The sequence below is a fragment of the Halomonas sp. genome (assembly GCF_052095695.1).
GTDB lineage: Bacteria > Pseudomonadota > Gammaproteobacteria > Pseudomonadales > Halomonadaceae > Vreelandella.
In genome coordinates this window covers 10,698-27,390 of the sequence record NZ_JBQDLQ010000048.1, presented here as the reverse complement: position 1 = coordinate 27,390, position 16,693 = coordinate 10,698, and the positions used below count along the sequence as shown (strand labels likewise).

Annotated in this window: 15 protein-coding genes; 3 read left to right on the top strand and 12 right to left on the bottom strand. The window is 55.0% G+C overall.

The annotated features are described in order from the left end of the window. The 3 genes from ACTH5D_RS11120 to ACTH5D_RS11110 form a co-directional block, all read right to left on the bottom strand. Nucleotides 1-669: anthranilate synthase component II (locus ACTH5D_RS11120; protein WP_441671194.1), on the bottom strand; the 669-nt coding region annotated here is incomplete at its 3' end. Continuing rightward, complete coding sequence (locus ACTH5D_RS11115; RefSeq protein ID WP_441671192.1) at nucleotides 666-2,087, bottom strand: anthranilate synthase component I family protein; 1,422 nt, start codon at nucleotides 2,085-2,087, stop codon at nucleotides 666-668. The genes ACTH5D_RS11120 and ACTH5D_RS11115, both read right to left, overlap by 4 nt. After that, nucleotides 2,084-2,362 carry a Trp family transcriptional regulator gene (locus tag ACTH5D_RS11110; protein ID WP_441671190.1) on the bottom strand — a complete coding sequence of 93 codons (279 nt, stop codon included), beginning with the start codon at nucleotides 2,360-2,362 and terminating at the stop codon, nucleotides 2,084-2,086. The genes ACTH5D_RS11115 and ACTH5D_RS11110 overlap by 4 nt, the downstream gene beginning before the upstream one ends. A gap of 97 nt (nucleotides 2,363-2,459) precedes the next feature. Between ACTH5D_RS11110 and ACTH5D_RS11105 the strand changes: the two genes are divergently transcribed. Continuing rightward, nucleotides 2,460-4,373, top strand: coding sequence for a monovalent cation:proton antiporter-2 (CPA2) family protein (locus ACTH5D_RS11105; protein ID WP_441671188.1), 1,914 nt, complete (start codon nucleotides 2,460-2,462; stop codon nucleotides 4,371-4,373). A gap of 37 nt (nucleotides 4,374-4,410) precedes the next feature. Here the strand turns inward: ACTH5D_RS11105 and ACTH5D_RS11100 are convergent, their stop codons facing one another. The 9 genes from ACTH5D_RS11100 to ACTH5D_RS11060 form a co-directional block, all read right to left on the bottom strand. Next, nucleotides 4,411-4,974, bottom strand: a complete 564-nt coding sequence (locus tag ACTH5D_RS11100; protein WP_441671186.1) for a hypothetical protein — start codon at nucleotides 4,972-4,974, stop codon at nucleotides 4,411-4,413. 45 nt (nucleotides 4,975-5,019) lie between these two features. Continuing rightward, nucleotides 5,020-5,844: a class I SAM-dependent methyltransferase gene (locus ACTH5D_RS11095; protein ID WP_441671184.1), complete on the bottom strand. Its 825-nt coding sequence runs from the start codon at nucleotides 5,842-5,844 to the stop codon at nucleotides 5,020-5,022. A gap of 6 nt (nucleotides 5,845-5,850) precedes the next feature. After that, entirely contained in the window at nucleotides 5,851-7,554 is a 1,704-nt protein-coding gene (locus ACTH5D_RS11090) for an AMP-binding protein (RefSeq protein ID WP_441671182.1), read from the bottom strand. A gap of 63 nt (nucleotides 7,555-7,617) precedes the next feature. Next, entirely contained in the window at nucleotides 7,618-8,535 is a 918-nt protein-coding gene (locus ACTH5D_RS11085) for a hydroxymethylglutaryl-CoA lyase (protein ID WP_441671180.1), read from the bottom strand. A 12-nt stretch (nucleotides 8,536-8,547) separates the two neighbouring features. Beyond that, the gene (locus ACTH5D_RS11080; RefSeq protein ID WP_441671178.1) at nucleotides 8,548-10,599 is read right to left on the bottom strand and encodes an ATP-binding protein; all 2,052 of its coding nucleotides are present in this window, start codon (nucleotides 10,597-10,599) and stop codon (nucleotides 8,548-8,550) included. Beyond that, a complete protein-coding gene (locus tag ACTH5D_RS11075; protein WP_441671196.1) occupies nucleotides 10,596-11,420 on the bottom strand; it encodes an enoyl-CoA hydratase/isomerase family protein in 825 nt (274 codons plus the stop codon). Before ACTH5D_RS11075 ends, ACTH5D_RS11080 begins: the two co-directional genes overlap by 4 nt. 29 nt (nucleotides 11,421-11,449) lie before the next feature. Then, complete coding sequence (locus ACTH5D_RS11070; RefSeq protein ID WP_441671176.1) at nucleotides 11,450-13,057, bottom strand: carboxyl transferase domain-containing protein; 1,608 nt, start codon at nucleotides 13,055-13,057, stop codon at nucleotides 11,450-11,452. 11 nt (nucleotides 13,058-13,068) lie between these two features. Beyond that, nucleotides 13,069-14,238: an isovaleryl-CoA dehydrogenase gene (locus ACTH5D_RS11065; RefSeq protein WP_441671174.1), complete on the bottom strand. Its 1,170-nt coding sequence runs from the start codon at nucleotides 14,236-14,238 to the stop codon at nucleotides 13,069-13,071. Nucleotides 14,239-14,289: 51 nt separating this feature from the next. After that, on the bottom strand, nucleotides 14,290-14,769 hold the full coding sequence (locus tag ACTH5D_RS11060; protein WP_441671172.1) for a MerR family transcriptional regulator: 480 nt from the start codon (nucleotides 14,767-14,769) through the stop codon (nucleotides 14,290-14,292). 339 nt (nucleotides 14,770-15,108) lie between these two features. Between ACTH5D_RS11060 and ACTH5D_RS11055 the strand changes: the two genes are divergently transcribed. Both ACTH5D_RS11055 and ACTH5D_RS11050 read left to right on the top strand, forming a co-directional pair. Next, nucleotides 15,109-15,897 (top strand): ABC transporter ATP-binding protein, encoded by a 789-nt coding sequence (locus ACTH5D_RS11055; RefSeq protein ID WP_441671170.1) that lies wholly within the window; start codon nucleotides 15,109-15,111, stop codon nucleotides 15,895-15,897. Beyond that, entirely contained in the window at nucleotides 15,894-16,637 is a 744-nt protein-coding gene (locus ACTH5D_RS11050) for an ABC transporter ATP-binding protein (RefSeq protein WP_441671168.1), read from the top strand. The genes ACTH5D_RS11055 and ACTH5D_RS11050 overlap by 4 nt, the downstream gene beginning before the upstream one ends. Nucleotides 16,638-16,693: the final 56 nt, after the last annotated feature.

Below are 16,693 nucleotides of genomic sequence, written 5' to 3'. Positions count from 1 at the left end.
TTGATCGTCGGGCGCGAAAAGAAAGTTAGCGATCAACTCCTTGCCGCCTTCGGTGGCGAACGACTCTGGGTGGAATTGGATACCGTGAATTGGGTACTCCCGATGCTTAACGCCCATTAGCTCGAATTCCCCCAGCGCCTGCCAGCGACTACGTTGCTCAAAGTTGTCGGCTTCCAGTGCACCCACGGTAGCGGTCACTTCCAGGCACTCGGGCAGAGTGATCGCATCGGCAATGAGAGAGTGGTAGCGCATCACCTCAAGCTGGTCGGGCACGCCGTTAAACACCGAGCGGTTATTGTGGTTGATTGGGCTAATTTTGCCGTGCATCGGCAGCGGTGCTTTCACCACCTTGCCGCCAAACACGTGCACAATGCCTTGCATGCCCAGGCAAACCCCCAGTAGCGGGGTGGTTTTGCCCAGTTTTTCTATTACCTCGGCGCACACGCCAAAGTAGCGTGGGTCATCCGGCGAGCCGGGGCCAGGGGAAATAATGATGCGATCCGGCGCCATGGCTTCGATGGCACTGAAATCGATGTGATTATTGCGCTTAACGATAATCTCAAAATTGGCCAGCCCGCCGCGATTCTTCTCCGTGGTCAAAATCTCACCAATAAACTGGTAGAGGTTATAGGTGAAGGAGTCGTAATTATCGATGATAAGTACCTTCATGCTTGGCTCTCCATGTCCGTTTCCATAAAGGGGGCAAGGGCTTTGCGAGTACCGGCAAACTTGCGACGAATCTCTTCATACTCATCAGCGGCGTTGCTATCAAACACATTGCCGCCGCAGGTTTGTACGTAGGCACGCTCTCCGCTCACAAACACCGTACGAATGGGTATCGCAAAGGTGCAGTCACCGTTAAACGAGAACTGACCCACCGCGCCACCGTAGGGGCCGCGACCATCGGTTTCCAGATCATCGATGATTTTCATCGCCTCGATTTTGGGTGCGCCGGTGAGAGTGCCTGCCGGGAAGTTGCTGGCCAGCGCGGTAAACATATCTTCACCTTCGGCGATAATGCCGACGATCTCGCTGGAGATATGCTGCACGTGGCTAAAGCGTTTGATGTCCATCAAACTGCGCACTTTTACCGTGCCAAACTGCGCCACCCGGCCAATATCGTTGCGGTGTAGATCCACGATCATATTGTGCTCGGCGATCTCTTTGGGGTCATTGAGCAGCGCCCTGGCGAGCTGGGTATCTTCTTGGGATGTTTGCCCTCGTGTGGTGGTGCCCGCCAGCGGAAAGGTTTCCATTTCGCCCTGGCGCAGCCGGAACAAAAGTTCCGGACTTGCTCCGATCAGCTTCTGCTCACCAAATTTGACGTAGTACATCTGTGGTGAGGGGTTAATGGTGCGCAGTTGGTCATAGAGCGCCAGGGAATCGCCTTTAATACGAAAGCGCTTTTTAAAACCAACTTCGCACTGGAACACCTTGCCGTCGATAATATCTTGCTTGACCGTGGCCACTGCCTCAGCGTGTTCTGCCTGGCTCATGGTGTCGCCCAAGGCGGTTATCTGCAGCGGGCCTGCTGGTTCATCAGCTGCATCGATCAGCGTCTGCAGAAATTCGTAGCGGCTGTTGTCGTAATAGAAGTAGGTGACTTCCCCGGTCATCTTGTCGAGGATCAGGCCATCTTTGTAAAGCCCAAAGCGGAAGGTGTCGAAATCATCGCTGGCTTTTAAGGAAAGCGATGGCTCGAAATACTGCATGGCATCGTAACCAAGGTAACCGCTTAATCCCCCGGCGTACTTGCGGGAAATAATATTCTGCGGGATCAGGCTGCGTAGCAGTTCATAAGGATTGTCACTGGGGTAGTGGTTGGCGTTGCCGTCCCGGTCTTCAATGGTTAGCGTGTTGCCGTTGGCGTAGAGCGTGTACTCGGGGTCGAAGCCGATGATCGAGTGGCGCGCCATATGGCTATCTTCGCCCAGGGACTCCAGCATGTAGCAGGTGGCAAACTGCCGCTCGATTTTTTGAAATAGGGCAAAGAAGTCGCAGTCCGCTGCCAAAGTCACATAGTGAGGTTTGCGTGGCAGCGTAAAAGGCTGCGGGCCTGATAGGGCATGTGTATTGGCAGTGGTCATGATGCATCATTCCGTGAAGAAGGGCTTGAAGATGGTAACGTGGTAAGCGCGCGGGAACCCCGTGAAACCGTAGCGATGCCCACACCGAGGGTTTCGGCAATTTTACGGTGGGGCACGCCTTCACGCAGCAGCTTAAAAATTTGTAGGCGTTTACTGATTTCTTGGTACTCTGCAGGCGTTAGTAGGTTCGCCAGCGCTCGATCCATTGCTTCAGGTGAATCAATGGAGAGTAGGTGGTCGATTAGCTCAGCCTGATAGTGACCGTTTAAAGGCATAGTGCGCTACCGAGTAATTAGCGGTGTACTAACGTACTAGTACGCTACCTGATTGCTCTGGGAAGTCAAGTAGCGCTTGTCAATTTAAGGAATTCCGATGACCAGTTATTTCATTCAAGCATTTATTTATCTTATCGCAGCAGTCATTGCGGTACCGCTCGCCAAGCGTTTTGGACTGGGGTCGGTACTCGGCTATTTAGTTGCCGGGGTAGTCATCGGCCCGCTACTGGGGCTGGTGGGCCAGGAAACTACCACCATCCAGCACTATGCAGAATTCGGTGTCGTAATGATGCTGTTTCTGGTCGGGATGGAACTTGATCCCAAGGGGTTATGGGCCATGCGCGTACGGCTGTTGGGGCTGGGTGGTCTTCAGGTGGTGCTAACAGCTGCTGCAGGGAGTGCTATTGGCTGGTGGCTGGGGCTGGTGTGGCAAACCGCCCTGGCGGTGGGGCTGATTTTTGCACTCTCCTCAACGGCGATTGTGCTGCAAACACTGAACGAGAAAGGGTTGGCCAAGACCGAGGGAGGGCGAAGCGCTTTCTCGGTACTGTTGTTCCAGGATATTGCCGTTATTCCCGTGCTGGCGCTAATTCCACTGCTGGCGCTGTCAGAACTGATGAACGCTGGCGACAATGGTGGCCATGCAAGCTTAAGCTTGGTCGCGCACCTGCCCGGCTGGGCGCACGCCTTGGTGGTGGTGGGCGCTATCGCAAGCGTTATTGCTGCTGGCTACTATTTGATGCCGCTGTTGTTTCGCTATGTGATTGGCTCCGGTTTGCGTGAAGTGTTCACTGCCACGGCCCTCATGCTGGTGATAGGAATTGCCGCACTGATGAGTCTGGTCAATCTATCTCCTGCCCTTGGAGCGTTCCTGGCGGGAGTGGTGCTGGCCAACAGCGAGTTCAAGCATGAGCTGGAAGCGAATATTGAACCCTTCAAGGGACTGCTTCTGGGACTGTTCTTTATTACCGTGGGTGCGGGTATCAATTTCACCGTGCTGGCGGCGCAGTGGGGAACGGTACTCTCATTAGGGGTAGCGGTGATCGTGGTCAAGGGGGTAATTCTGCTGGGGTTGGCGCTGTTGTTTCGGGTGCGTGGCAGCAACGGGTGGTTATTCGCCCTGAGCCTTGCCCAGGCCGGTGAGTTTGGCTTTGTCCTGCTGACCTACAGCGTACAGAGCAGAGTGATCCCGGCCGATATCTCTCAGATTCTCTCGCTGGTAGTAGCGCTGTCGATGTTTTTAACGCCGCTGCTATTTATTGCTTATGACAGGTTGGTACTACCGCGCTATAGCAGTGCCAAAAACGATGAACGTGACCCCGATGCGATCGAAGAGCATGCGCCGGTTATCGTGGCTGGGGTAGGGCGGTTTGGACAAATTATTTGCCGTTTGCTGAGAGCGAACAATATTCCCATTGTCGCTTTGGATCATGAGATTGAGCAGATCGAGATCCTGCGAAAAATTGGCATTAAAAGCTATTTTGGCGACGCCAGTCGCTCCGACCTGCTCGAAATGGCAGGGATTAAAAGCGCCCGCCTTTTGGTTATCGCGCTAGATGACCGAGACCGAGCGGTGCAGATGGTTAAACATATAAAGCATGCCTATCCCAATGTTTGGGTACTTGCTCGCGCCTTTGATCGTGGCCACGGCTACCAGCTTCGCGATGCGGGAGCGGATGATGTGGTCAGTGAAACCTATCACTCGGCATTAGAATTAGGAGGGCACGCGTTGACTGCCATGGGTGTACACCCCTTGCGTGCCAAACAGATGACGTGGGCGTTTGTACAAAATGAAGAGGTTCACGAGGATGAACTGTTTGCTACCTGGAAGGGCATGGAGGGTGGGAATGCCTTTGGCCCTCGCTATGGAGAGTTATTTATGAAGCTTGAAGAAGCGCTGAACAGTGCGATGCAACAGGAGTGGCACGAGCCTCTGCGCGAAGATGTACCTACCTGGACACCGCCCGAATCTGAACATGTGCAGAAATTAATAAATAAAACACCTAAGTAGCAATAGTTCTGCTTAACCGTGCACTTTAGTTTGCCGTTTAAAAAGGTAGGTGCAAAGAGGCGCTTAGCATATTGAGGTGGCTGAGCGTTGGGGCGTCGATGCGTTCATACTCTAGGCGACTGACGAGTCGGTTGATCGTCACCGTGGCGCCGAAACCTTGTAGCAATGCTGTGCCGCTTTCATCGGCGCCTTCCAAATCACTTTCGCCACGCCATTCAGTGATACCGGATTTCGCATAAACGCTCAAGGCGCCCATGCGAACACCGGCAACAATGGCGCCGCCTAAACTGAGCGTATCCATGATGAGCGGGTTAACACTGGAGGTAGTGGAGATTTCTTCGCTTTCGCGATAGGCAATTTCAGCGCCAATATCGAGTTGGGGGAGGCGCCAAGGACTGAAGCCGGCCGTTACGCGGAAGCCGCTAGAGTAATTATCAAGGCTCTGAAGGTCGCTGCCTTCCAGGATAACGCCGTTTTCAAGCTGCATTAGTTCGCTGTCGGGGGAGGTGTAAGCCATCACCGGCGGGGTATCGTTAGCGTAACTGCTAAGCAGTGGCGCTGTACAGCAGAGCAGGGTACTCGCCAAGCGTTTGATTGGCATTCCTCGTACACCTATCGTTAGAGTTAACATACATATTTATTTAGACTAGCAACTGACGTGGATTTCCACCACTTTAATTGCGCCCTGGGCCAGATTATCCATCAGGTTCTTGCCCATCGTTAGGAAGCGCTCGCCGAATATCCATTGAGGTGATAGCACCGCTTGTCGCGATGCTTGCTCTTTTTTGCGTTGTCGCTGCCGCCATTCCAACGCCATCTCGCTCCAATCTTCAACGTGTTCAAGTGTGAAACCGCCAACTTCAAGCAAACGCGTTAGCTCAGCTATAGTATGCAAGTGGGAGTGTTCAGAAGAAGCCGCCCAAGGTACCGGATAGCGAAGCGTTAGCACGTTAGGCCCACTCACTACTTCGTGCATAACAATTTGGCCGCCGGGGCGCAGCACACGGCGACTTTCAGCGAGTACCTTGGTGGCATCGGGCATATTTAGCAGGCTGTGCTGAAACAGTACGGCGTCAAAGCTGTTATCAGTAAACGGCAGGGCGCGAGCGTCGCCGGTTACCCATGTAAGTGGGGGCGATTCAGGTTGTACCCGTAAACTCAGCGCTTTGTTCAACGCACTGAACTCATGAGTAATATCCAAGCCTGTCATTTGAAAACCCAGGGCAGCACCCTGGCGCATTAGCCCGCCTAGCCCAGCGCCGACATCCAATACCTTCGCATGGGGTTTGGCGTCCAATCGCTCTAATAGGCGGGAAGATGCGGCTACACCACCGATATGCAGCTGATCCAATGGGGCCAACTGATGCAGCGTGGGGCCGTTGGGGTAGTGAGCATCAATCTGCGCCAATACCTCATTAGTACGCAGAGCACGCTGATAGTGATCCGCTAAACGGTTAGCTAGCGAGTTCATCGTAGCTTACGACTCTTGATCCAAACCTAGCTCTTGAATCGAAATTTCGCGTATCTTGAACTTCTGAATCTTGCCCGTGACGGTCATCGGGAATTCGTCGACGAACTTAAAGTAGCGCGGGATTTTGAAGTGGGTGATTTTACCTTTGCAGTACTCGCGCAGCGCTTCACCACTGACCTCACCAGCCGTGCTGTTGAGTTTCACCCAGGCAATCAGCTCTTCACCGTACTTTTTATCAGGTACGCCGGTGACCTGTACTTCTGAAATCGCCGGGTGGGCATAAAGGAACTCTTCTATTTCCTTGGGATACACGTTTTCGCCGCCACGAATCACCATATCTTTGATACGCCCAACGATCTGGATATAGCCCTCTTCATCCATGGTGGCGAGGTCGCCGGTGTGCATCCAGCCCGCTTCGTCAATGGCTTCAACGGTGGCTTTGTCGTTGTTCCAGTATTTCAGCATCACGCTGTAGCCGCGGGTACATAGCTCGCCGATTTCACCACGGGGAAGAATGCCGCCGTTGCCGGGGTCGACTATTTTGTTCTCCAGATGTGGCTGGGTACGACCCACCGTAGAAACACGCTTCTCAATGCTGTCATTGGCGCCAGTTTGGGTGGAGACGGGGCTAGTTTCCGTCATGCCGTAGGCGATCTGCACGCCCTTCATATTCATCTTGTTGATGACCTGTTTCATGATTTCAGCGGGGCAGATCGAGCCCGCCATAATCCCGGTACGTAGCGATGAGAGGTCGGTGCCAGGGAAATCAGGGTGATCCAGCTCGGCAATAAACATGGTCGGCACGCCGTAAAGCGCGGTGGCTTTCTGCTCGTGTACGGCTTTGAGAACTTTGCCGGGGTCAAAGCCCTCGTCCGGGTAGATCATCGTCGCGCCGTGGGTCATGCAGCCCAGGTTGCCCATCACCATGCCAAAACAGTGGTAAAGCGGCACTGGAATCACCAGGCGGTCTTCGCTGGTGAAGCCCATGCTCTCCGCCACAAAAAAACCGTTATTGAGAATATTGTGGTGAGAAAGGGTCGCGCCTTTAGGGAAGCCCGTGGTACCAGAGGTGTACTGAATATTGATCGCGTCATCGAACTGTAGCGTGGCTTGCAGGTCGTCAACATCGGTTTGGCTAACCTTGTTGGCCTCGCTCATCAGGTCGGACCAGCGCCACATGCCGCTGAGTTTTTCACTACTTAAATTGATAATGCATTCAAGATCTGACAGCTTTTGCGACTTCAGTTCACCTTCCGTGCAGGCGTTAAGTTCTGGCGCTAGCTCATACAGCATTTCGCTGTAGTCGGAGCTTTTAAAACGATTGGCGGTGACTAAAAAGCGTGCGCCGGAATGGTTTAGTGAGTATTCAAGCTCATGAGTTCGGTAAGAAGGGTTAATGTTGACCAGAATGGCGCCAATTTTGGCAGTAGCAAATTGCGTTAATGTCCATTCGCTGCAGTTGGGGGCCCAAATGGCTACCCGGTCGCCTTTATTGACGCCGATGGAAAGAAGAGCGCGGGCACAGCGGTTGACCTCTTCCTGGAGCTTGCGGTAGCTCCAGTGAATGTCCTGATGCAACACAATCAGTGCATCGTTATCGGCATACTGCGTTGCTATTTGGTCGAATTTGTCGCCAATGGTCATGCCCAGAAGGGGCTTGTCCGCCATGCTGCTGGAGTAGCTGGGTTGGGTAAGAGCAGGTGATGCCATGTTAAGTCTCTCCGATGTCTTTTTTTTATCTAAACGGGAAGGCAGAGAATCGTTAGCTGCTTTTTAGTTTTTATTTTCAATCGCTGATGCTTTTGCCAGGGCGACCTTGGAGCTGGGCTTCCGGCCTAGCTCATGGGTGATCCAGAAGCCGGTATCAATCACGGCCTGCAGGTCAATGCCCGTCTCAATGCCTAGCCCTTCAAGCAGGTAGAGCACGTCTTCGGTGGCCACATTACCGGAGGCGCCTTTGGCATAGGGGCAACCGCCCAGGCCCGCCGTCGCCGCATCAATCACACTGACGCCTTCCTCCATCACCGCATACAAATTGGCCAGCGCCATGCCGTAGGTGTCGTGGAAGTGGGCCGCTAGAAACTCTATCGGTACATGTTGGCGCGTGGCCTCAATCATGCGCTTAGCGGCCAGCGGCGTGCCAGCGCCAATGGTGTCGCCCAGAGAAATCTCGTAGCAGCCCATCTCATAAAGCGCTTTAGCCACCTCAGCTACTTTGGTTGGGGAAATCTCTCCTTCGTAAGGGCAGCCCAGTACGCAGGAGACGTAGCCGCGCACACGCACGCCTGCATCTCGGGCATGCTTTAGTACGGGCTCAAAGCGTGCAAGCGACTCGGCAATCGAGCAGTTGATATTTTTTTGAGAGAAGGCTTCTGACGCCGCACTAAATACTGCGACCTCTTCAACGCCCACGGTTAGGGCGTTTTCGAGACCTTTTAAATTGGGCGTTAACGCGGAGTAAACCACGCCAGGCTTACGTTGCATGCCGGTCATAACCTCAGCGGCATCGCCCATTTGCGGCACCCATTTAGGTGACACGAAGCTTGCCGCTTCAATATGCGTGATACCTGCTTTAGCAAGCCGCTCGATCAGCGCAATTTTAGTTGCGGTGGGCACAATGGATCCCGGCTCGTTTTGCAGGCCGTCACGGGGGGCCATCTCAAACAGCTTAATGGACGTAGGCAATGACATAACGGGTAGCTCCTATTCGTTGGCAGCAAAATCGAGTAAAACGGCACCCTGGCTAACCGTGTCACCAGCCTGAAAATGAAAGGTTTCCACGCTGCCATTGGCGGGGGCGGTCATGGTGTGCTCCATTTTCATCGCTTCCATGACCATCAGCGGCATGCCTTTCTCAACGGCCATGCCGGGCGCTACCAGCAGCGCGACGACGGTGCCATTCATGGGCGCGGTCAGGGTAGATTCCGCCTCATGCTGGCCGTGATTGATGGCATCAATACGCCGCCAGCATAGCCGGGTTTCACCGCTGGGGTCGGCCATGACGACGACGTTGCCGTCTCGGCGCGCCTGTAGCCGGTGCCTGTAGCCGTTTAGCGTGACCGCTACCGCATCGCCGGTCAGCGGCTGTACGCTGGCCGTGAGGGTTTCATCGCCGATCGTCAGGATCCAAAGTGACTCACCGGCGTTGCGTTTGCCTTCCACCGTCACCACGGCATGTTCGCCCTCGGCAGTCTGGACGCTGGCAGGATCGCACAGCGCAATGCGGATAGTGTGAGGCGCGTTCAGGCGAAAACCGTCGTGACGGTCCCAGGGAGAATCGCTGTGGCATTCGTTAGCCAACTGATTAAGGCCAATCAACGCGGCGCTGGCGTAGTCTTCATTGCTGAAGACGCGCGGGGCGAAAAGAGTGGCTTCATTGCGCTCGATAAAGCGCGTGTCCAGCTCCACGTTCTTAAAGCCGGGGTGGGTCGCTAGACGCATCAGGAAGGCGCGGTTCGTGACCACGCCTTGAACGTCTAGCGCTGCTAGGGCGCGGTTAAGCGTCGCCAGTGCCGCATCGCGGTCAGCGCCGTGAACAATCAGCTTAGCGAGCATGGGGTCGTAGTGCATCGACACCGCGTCGCCGCTCTCCACACCGCTGTCCAGGCGTACCTGATCAGAACTCAGGCCTGCGCCTTCTAAATCCAGTGCAAACCGAGTGAGCAGGCCGGTAGCCGGCAGAAAATCCTGATCTGGATCTTCAGCATAAATACGCGCTTCAAAGCTGTGGCCGGTAATGGTTAGCTCGTCTTGGCTGTAAGGGAGCGGTTCACCCATGGCCACGCGTAGCTGCCACTCGACCAGATCCTGACCGGTGATCATCTCGGTGACCGGGTGCTCGACCTGAAGACGGGTATTCATCTCCATAAAGTAGAACGAGCCATCCTGTCCTGGCGAACCGTCTAGCAGAAACTCGACGGTGCCCGCGCCCACATAGCCGATCTCCTGAGCAGCGCGCACGGCGGCATCGCCCATAGCGCTGCGAAGCTCCGCCGTCATGCCAGGGGCGGGGGCTTCTTCGATGACTTTCTGATGGCGACGCTGCACGCTGCAGTCACGCTCAAACAGGTAAACGCCGTTGCCGTGTCGGTCGCAAAACACCTGCACTTCCACATGGCGTGGCTGTACCAGGTACTTTTCGATCAGCATGCGGTCATCGCCAAACGCGGCTTTAGACTCGCGACGGCAGCCGTCTAACGCTGCCTGGAAGCCATCACCGGATTCGACAACGCGCATGCCTTTGCCGCCGCCGCCCGCGCTGGCTTTAAGCATCACCGGATAGCCGATCTTGTCGGCTTCGCTGCGTAGCAGGGCGTCGTCTTGATCATCGCCGTGGTAGCCCGGTACCAGCGGCACGCCGGCATTGGCCATACGTGCTTTGGCAGCAGATTTATCGCCCATGGCGGCAATTGCCGAAGCAGGCGGGCCGACAAAGGTAATACCGGCTTCTTCAAGGGCTTTAACGAAGCTGCCGTTTTCAGAAAGAAAGCCATAGCCGGGGTGAATCGCGCCGGTGCCGGTGCGTTGGGCGGCGTCAATCACCGCGTCAATATTGAGATAGCTTTCGCGCGCAGCGGCAGGGCCTAAGCGCACGGCCTCGTCGGCTTCACGCACGTGGCGGGCGCTGGCATCGGCATCAGAGTAGACCGCGACGGTTTTCAGGCCCATGCGGCGCGCAGTGCGCATTACGCGGCAGGCAATTTCGCCGCGATTGGCCACCAGCAAGGTGTCGAATTTGGTTGGGGTAAACGTCATGAGCATGGCTCCGCAGCGTTATTGTGTTCTTCAGGTGACGTCCAGTCCGGGCGGCGCTTCTCAAAAAAGCTGGATAAACCCTCCTGGCCTTCCTGGCTTACCCGCAGTTTGGCGATGACCTGGCAGGTGTGTTCGCGGGTGGCGTCACTGTCTTGCGCTTGAGCCACCGTGGCCATCAGCGCTTTGGTAGCGCGCTGGGCCTGGGGCGAGCCTGCCAACAGCGTCGTCAGCATGGCGCCGACGGCGCTGTCTAACGCTTCATGTTCAACTACCTGGTGGGCTAAACCGAGCTTAAGGGCGGTTTCGGCGTCCATCACTTCAGCCGTTAACGCATAGCGGCGCATTTGCCGCTCGCCCAGCGCGCGCTGCACGTAGGGGCTGATGACCGCAGGCGATAGGCCAATCTTGACTTCCGAGAGGCAGAATTTAGCTTTTTTAGAAGCGATCACCACATCGCAGCAGGCGGCAAGCCCTACCGCGCCGCCAAACGCAGCACCTTGAACGCGGCACAGCGTGGGGCAGGGCAGCGTATCAAGGCTATGCATCAGCGCGGCCAGCTTGCGGGAATCGGCGAGGTTACCCTCCAGGTCGTAATCGACCATGCGCTTCATCCAGTTAAGATCGGCACCTGCAGAGAAGCTTTTGCCTTCGGAGCCCAGTACTACCACGCGCACATCACCTGCTTCAGCCAACGTATGCAACTGGTCAAGGTGCGCGTTTAGCTCAGCGATCAGGTTGTCGTCAAAAGCGTGATGCACCTCAGGGCGGTTTAAGGTCAGGCGCGCCACGCCCTCTTCTATAATCAGTGTTGAGTAAGTCACCAGTGCTGAGTCAGTCATCGTATTTGCCCCTACATCCGGAACACGCCGAAGCGTGTCTCTTCGACTTCGGCATTCATCGCGGCCGCTAGTGAAAGCCCCAGCACATCGCGGGTTTGCAGCGGATCAATCACACCGTCGTCCCATAAGCGGGCGCTGGCGTAATAGGGGTGGCCCTGGTGCTCATACTGCTCGCGGGTGGGCTGCTTAAAGGCCTCTTCTTCCTCTTTGCTCCACTCACGGCCTTCGCGTTCGTGCTGCTCGCGTTTTACCTGCCCCAGTACGCCTGCTGCCTGCTCACCACCCATGACGGAAATGCGTGCGTTAGGCCACATAAACAGCAGGTTGGGATCATAAGCACGCCCACACATGCCGTAGTTGCCCGCGCCAAAGCTACCCCCAATCAGCACCGTGTATTTAGGTACCTTCGCGCAGGCCACGGCAGTTACCAGCTTAGCGCCATGCTTGGCGATGCCTTCGTGTTCGTATTTGGAGCCAACCATAAAGCCGGTAATGTTCTGCAGGAAGATCAGCGGGATCTTGCGCTGAGCGCAGAGCTCAATAAAGTGCGCGCCTTTCACCGCGCTTTCGGAAAACAGCACGCCGTTGTTCGCGACGATACCTACCGGGTAGCCATGGATATGCGCAAAGCCGGTGACCAGGGTTTCGCCGTAGTAACGTTTGAACTCATCAAAGTCGGAGTCATCAACAATGCGACCAATGACTTCGCGCACGTCATAGGGCTTTTTAAGATCGGTGCCGACAATGCCATACAGCTCAGCAGGGTCGAGTTTGGGGGGCTTGGGCGCCTGCATCGCCAATTGGCCGCGCTTTTGCCAGTTCAGCCGGGAGATACAGGCGCGGGCCAGTTGCAGTGCGTGGACGTCGTTTTCCGCATAGTGATCGGCCACGCCGCTGATTTTGGCGTGCACATCCGCACCGCCTAAGTCTTCAGCGCTGATGTTTTCGCCCGTGGCGGCTTTGACCAAAGGCGGGCCGCCGAGGAAAATCGTGCCCTGTTCTTTAACGATGATCGACTCATCTGCCATGGCAGGCACATAGGCGCCCCCCGCGGTGCAGGAGCCCATCACCACGGCAATTTGCGGAATGCCTTCCGCCGACATGGTGGCCTGGTTATAGAAAATGCGCCCGAAATGGTCGCGATCAGGAAAGACTTCATCCTGGCGGGGCAAAAAGGCGCCGCCGGAGTCGACTAAATAAATGCACGGCAGGCGATGCTTGCGGGCAATTTCCTGGGCGCGAAGATGCTTTTTCACAGTGAGCGGGAAGTAGGTGCCGCCTTTAACCGTGGCATCGTTGGCCACAATGACGCACTCAACGCCAGAGACGCGACCAATACCGGTCACAACACCTGCAGCGGGAATATCACCGTCGTAGATGTTATGGGCCGCCAGGGAGGAAAACTCTAAAAACGGGGAGCCTTCATCAATCAAGTGATCAATGCGGTCGCGCACAAACAGCTTGCCGCGGCTCTCGTGGCGTTCGCGGGCTTTGCTACCGCCGCCCTCAGCAATGGCGGCGGTTAGCGCGCGAAGCTTATTGACTTCACCCAGCATTGACGCTTCGTTGGCTTGAAATACATCGCTGCGCGGATTGATTTGGCTATTCACAGTGCTCATGGCGCGGCCTTTTATTTGGTTTCAGTGAACAGTTCGCGGCCAATGAGCATCCGCCGAATCTCGCTGGTGCCCGCGCCAATTTCATACAGCTTGGCGTCACGCAGCAGGCGCCCGGTGGGGTACTCGTTGATATAGCCATTGCCACCCAGCAACTGAATGGAGTCCAGCGCCACTTGCGTCGCTTTTTCAGCGCAGTAGAGAATGACGCCAGCGGCATCTTTACGTGAAGTTTGGCCGCGATCGCAGGCGCCCGCCACGGCATACAAATAGGCGCGACAGGCATTGAGAGTGGTGTACATGTCGGCCACCTTGCCCTGCACCAGCTGGAATTCACCAATCGACTGGTTGAACTGCTTGCGCTCATGGATATAGGGCATCACCACGTCCATCGCCGCCTGCATAATGCCGATCGGGCCAGCGGCCAGCACGGTGCGCTCGTAATCCAGGCCGCTCATCAGCACGCGAACGCCTTTGCCTTCACCGCCCAGGATATTCTCAGCGGGTACGGCGCAGTCCTGAAACACCAGCTCGCAGGTGTTGGAACCGCGCATGCCTAGTTTGTCGAGCTTTTGAGCGGTAGAAAAACCGGGCATGCCTTTTTCGATAATAAACGCGGTGATCCCTTTGGAACCGGCCTCTGGGTCAGTCTTGGCATACACCACCAGTACGTCCGCATCCGGACCGTTGGTAATCCACATTTTGTTGCCGTTTAGCACGTAGTGATCGCCATCTTGCTTGGCGCGAAGCTGCATTGATACCACGTCAGAGCCGGCACCGGGTTCTGACATTGCCAGGGCACCTACGTGGTCGCCGCTAATCAGCTTGGGCAGATATTTCGCTTTCTGCTCAGGGGTCGCATTAATCTTGATCTGGTTGACGCACAGATTAGAGTGAGCGCCGTAGGAAAGGGCAGCCGATGCGCTAGCGCGAGAAATTTCTTCCATGGCGATACAGTGAGCCAGATAGCCCATGCCGCTGCCGCCGTCTTCTTCAGAAACGGTAATCCCCAGCAGTCCCATGTCGCCAAACTTCTTCCACAGGTCGTTGGGGAACTCGTTGCTGCGATCGATCTCGGCTGCGCGCGGGGCAATTTCGCTGGCGGCAAAGGCATTGACCTGCTCGCGCAGCATATTCAGTTCGTCATCGAGGCCAAAGTTAAGTTCTGAGTAGTGTGAAAACATGGTCAATCACCTTTATAAATTGTACTGATAACGGTTAGTGAACTGTGATGACTAGACGCTGGCGGAAGAGGGAGATTGGGGGGGCTTGTTTGTACCCGACTGTTCTTCGTTCGGCTGTTTTTGTATGGGCATTTTTTCGCTGGGATCTTTTTCGAACAGTTCTTCCAGCGCTTGGCGGCAGCGTATTTCGGCGCTTTCAAGCTCTAGCTGCACCATGGTGATGTCTTTCATTTGCTGGTCAAGCGCTGCTTGCCGCTCGCCAATTTTGCTGAGCATTAAATGCAACTGCTTTTTACTGCCGCTGCGCGTTTCATCCCACAGCTCAAACAGTTCGCGAATTTCAGCCAGTGAAAACCCTAACCGCTTGCCGCGGATAGTGAGTTTAAGCCGCACCCGGTCTTTGCTGCTGTAAACACGCGTTTGACCGCGCCGAGTTGGGTGGAGCAACTCTTGATCTTCATAAAAACGGATGCTGCGGGTAGTTAAGTCAAACTCGCTGGCCAACTCGCTGATCGAGTAAGTTTTGCTCATGGTCGACGTTCTCTCAAAAAAGGCTTGTTCCTAGATATAGATCTTAGCTATAGCTCCTATGGAACACTGCCAATGAGGCTAAAACAAGTTTACGTTAACGTAAAGCAATACCTGTGCGCAGTTGAAATGCGTTGAAAGTGATTAAGGTGTTGATAGCTAGGTATTTGTGGTGCGCATTGGTTTAGATGTGTAAAGCCGATAGACCAAAGTTGTAATTGTATTGCCACGGCTAGAGTTGCTAGTTTGCACACATACCTTACGTTGAGGTCAAGGCAGTGATAGAGACTGCTGCTTACCTATGAAGATTTAGCACAAGAACAATAAGAGGTCTGTCACTCTATGAGTGCAAACGATGTCATGCAGAGACCTGTCCTCGAAACACGAGGGCTGACCAAAGAGTTTCGCGGCTTCACCGCCGTCGACGACGTTAATCTCCAGGTACAGGAAGGGCATATCCATGCGTTGATTGGTCCTAATGGCGCGGGAAAGACCACCGTCTTTAACCTACTAACAAAGTTTCTACCACCAACGCGCGGCGACATTCTGTATCGAGGCCAATCGATCACTAGTAAAAAATCGAATCAGATTGCTCAGCTAGGCCTGGTGCGTTCGTTTCAGATCTCTGCTGTGTTTACCCATATGACGGCATTAGAAAATGTGCGAGTGGCGCTGCAGCGCAAGCTGGGGACATCGTTTCATTTCTGGAAGTCAGAGAAGTCCCTTGATCATCTCAATGAACGCGCTCTTGAGCTGCTGGAAGAAGTGGGCTTGCGTGAGTACGCGGATACCTTAACGGTGGAAATGCCCTATGGGCGCAAGCGGGCGCTTGAACTGGCAACTACCCTGGCGCTAGACCCGACCATGATGTTGCTGGATGAGCCAACGCAGGGCATGGGCGCAGAAGATGTTGATCGCATCGTGGCCTTGATTAAACGCGTATCGAAAGGGCGCACCGTGCTGATGGTAGAGCACAATCTGAGCGTTGTTAGCCGCCTGTGTGATCGCATTACCGTATTGGCGCGAGGATCAGTATTAGCAGAAGGCGACTATCAAAGCGTGTCTCGTAATCCGCTGGTGCGCGAAGCCTATATGGGCAGTGATGCCGCTGAAGAGGAGGCCGTCGTATGAACGTCGCTGAAGTCCCAGCACCTGTTGAAAATAATCAAAGCCTGGAAATGTTGCGTGTTCAGGATCTACACGCGTTTTACGGTGAATCGCATATCCTGCACGGCGTAAATTTTAACGTAAAGCGCGGCGAGCTGGTGACACTGCTGGGCCGCAACGGCGCGGGACGCAGCACCACGCTGAAAGCGATTATGAACATGGTGGGGCGGCGTACGGGCTCTATCGTGATTAATGGCAATCAAACGCTTGCGATGAAGCCGCATCATATTCCGCGTTTGGGCATTGGTTATTGCCCGGAAGAGCGCGGCATTTTTGCCAGTCTTGATGTTCACGAAAACCTACTGTTACCCCCGACCGTTAGCTCCGGCGGCATGAGCCTGGATGAAATCTACGCCATGTTTCCGAATCTTTATGAGCGGCGTAAAAGCCAGGGCACGCGGCTTTCCGGCGGAGAGCAGCAGATGCTGGCTATGGCGCGAATTTTGCGCACCGGCGCGCGCATGCTGCTGCTTGATGAAATTACCGAAGGCCTCGCTCCGGTGATTGTGCAGAAACTAGCCGAGGTATTAATTCAGCTAAAAGCGCGCGGTATGACCATTGTGTTGGTAGAGCAGAATTTTCGCTTTGCAGCACCGCTAGCCGACCGCCACTTCGTGATGGATCACGGCCAGATTGTTGAGGAAATTACCGCCGCGCAGCTAGCGTCGCGCCGCGAGCATCTCAACTCGATGTTAGGCGTATAGCGCGCCGATTAAGCGCACCTTTTCATTACCCGCCTAAGCATCACTCTAACTAAGTA

Coding starts and splice junctions, on each gene's coding strand:
- ACTH5D_RS11065 (WP_441671174.1), bottom strand. CDS start 14,238: ATGTTTTCACACTACTCAGAACTTAACTTTGGCCTCGATGACGAACTG.
- ACTH5D_RS11050 (WP_441671168.1), top strand. CDS start 15,894: ATGAACGTCGCTGAAGTCCCAGCACCTGTTGAAAATAATCAAAGCCTG.
- ACTH5D_RS11070 (WP_441671176.1), bottom strand. CDS start 13,057: ATGAGCACTGTGAATAGCCAAATCAATCCGCGCAGCGATGTATTTCAA.
- ACTH5D_RS11115 (WP_441671192.1), bottom strand. CDS start 2,087: ATGACCACTGCCAATACACATGCCCTATCAGGCCCGCAGCCTTTTACG.
- ACTH5D_RS11095 (WP_441671184.1), bottom strand. CDS start 5,844: ATGAACTCGCTAGCTAACCGTTTAGCGGATCACTATCAGCGTGCTCTG.
- ACTH5D_RS11080 (WP_441671178.1), bottom strand. CDS start 10,599: ATGACGTTTACCCCAACCAAATTCGACACCTTGCTGGTGGCCAATCGC.
- ACTH5D_RS11085 (WP_441671180.1), bottom strand. CDS start 8,535: ATGTCATTGCCTACGTCCATTAAGCTGTTTGAGATGGCCCCCCGTGAC.
- ACTH5D_RS11060 (WP_441671172.1), bottom strand. CDS start 14,769: ATGAGCAAAACTTACTCGATCAGCGAGTTGGCCAGCGAGTTTGACTTA.
- ACTH5D_RS11100 (WP_441671186.1), bottom strand. CDS start 4,974: ATGCCAATCAAACGCTTGGCGAGTACCCTGCTCTGCTGTACAGCGCCA.
- ACTH5D_RS11055 (WP_441671170.1), top strand. CDS start 15,109: ATGAGTGCAAACGATGTCATGCAGAGACCTGTCCTCGAAACACGAGGG.
- ACTH5D_RS11110 (WP_441671190.1), bottom strand. CDS start 2,362: ATGCCTTTAAACGGTCACTATCAGGCTGAGCTAATCGACCACCTACTC.
- ACTH5D_RS11105 (WP_441671188.1), top strand. CDS start 2,460: ATGACCAGTTATTTCATTCAAGCATTTATTTATCTTATCGCAGCAGTC.
- ACTH5D_RS11090 (WP_441671182.1), bottom strand. CDS start 7,554: ATGGCATCACCTGCTCTTACCCAACCCAGCTACTCCAGCAGCATGGCG.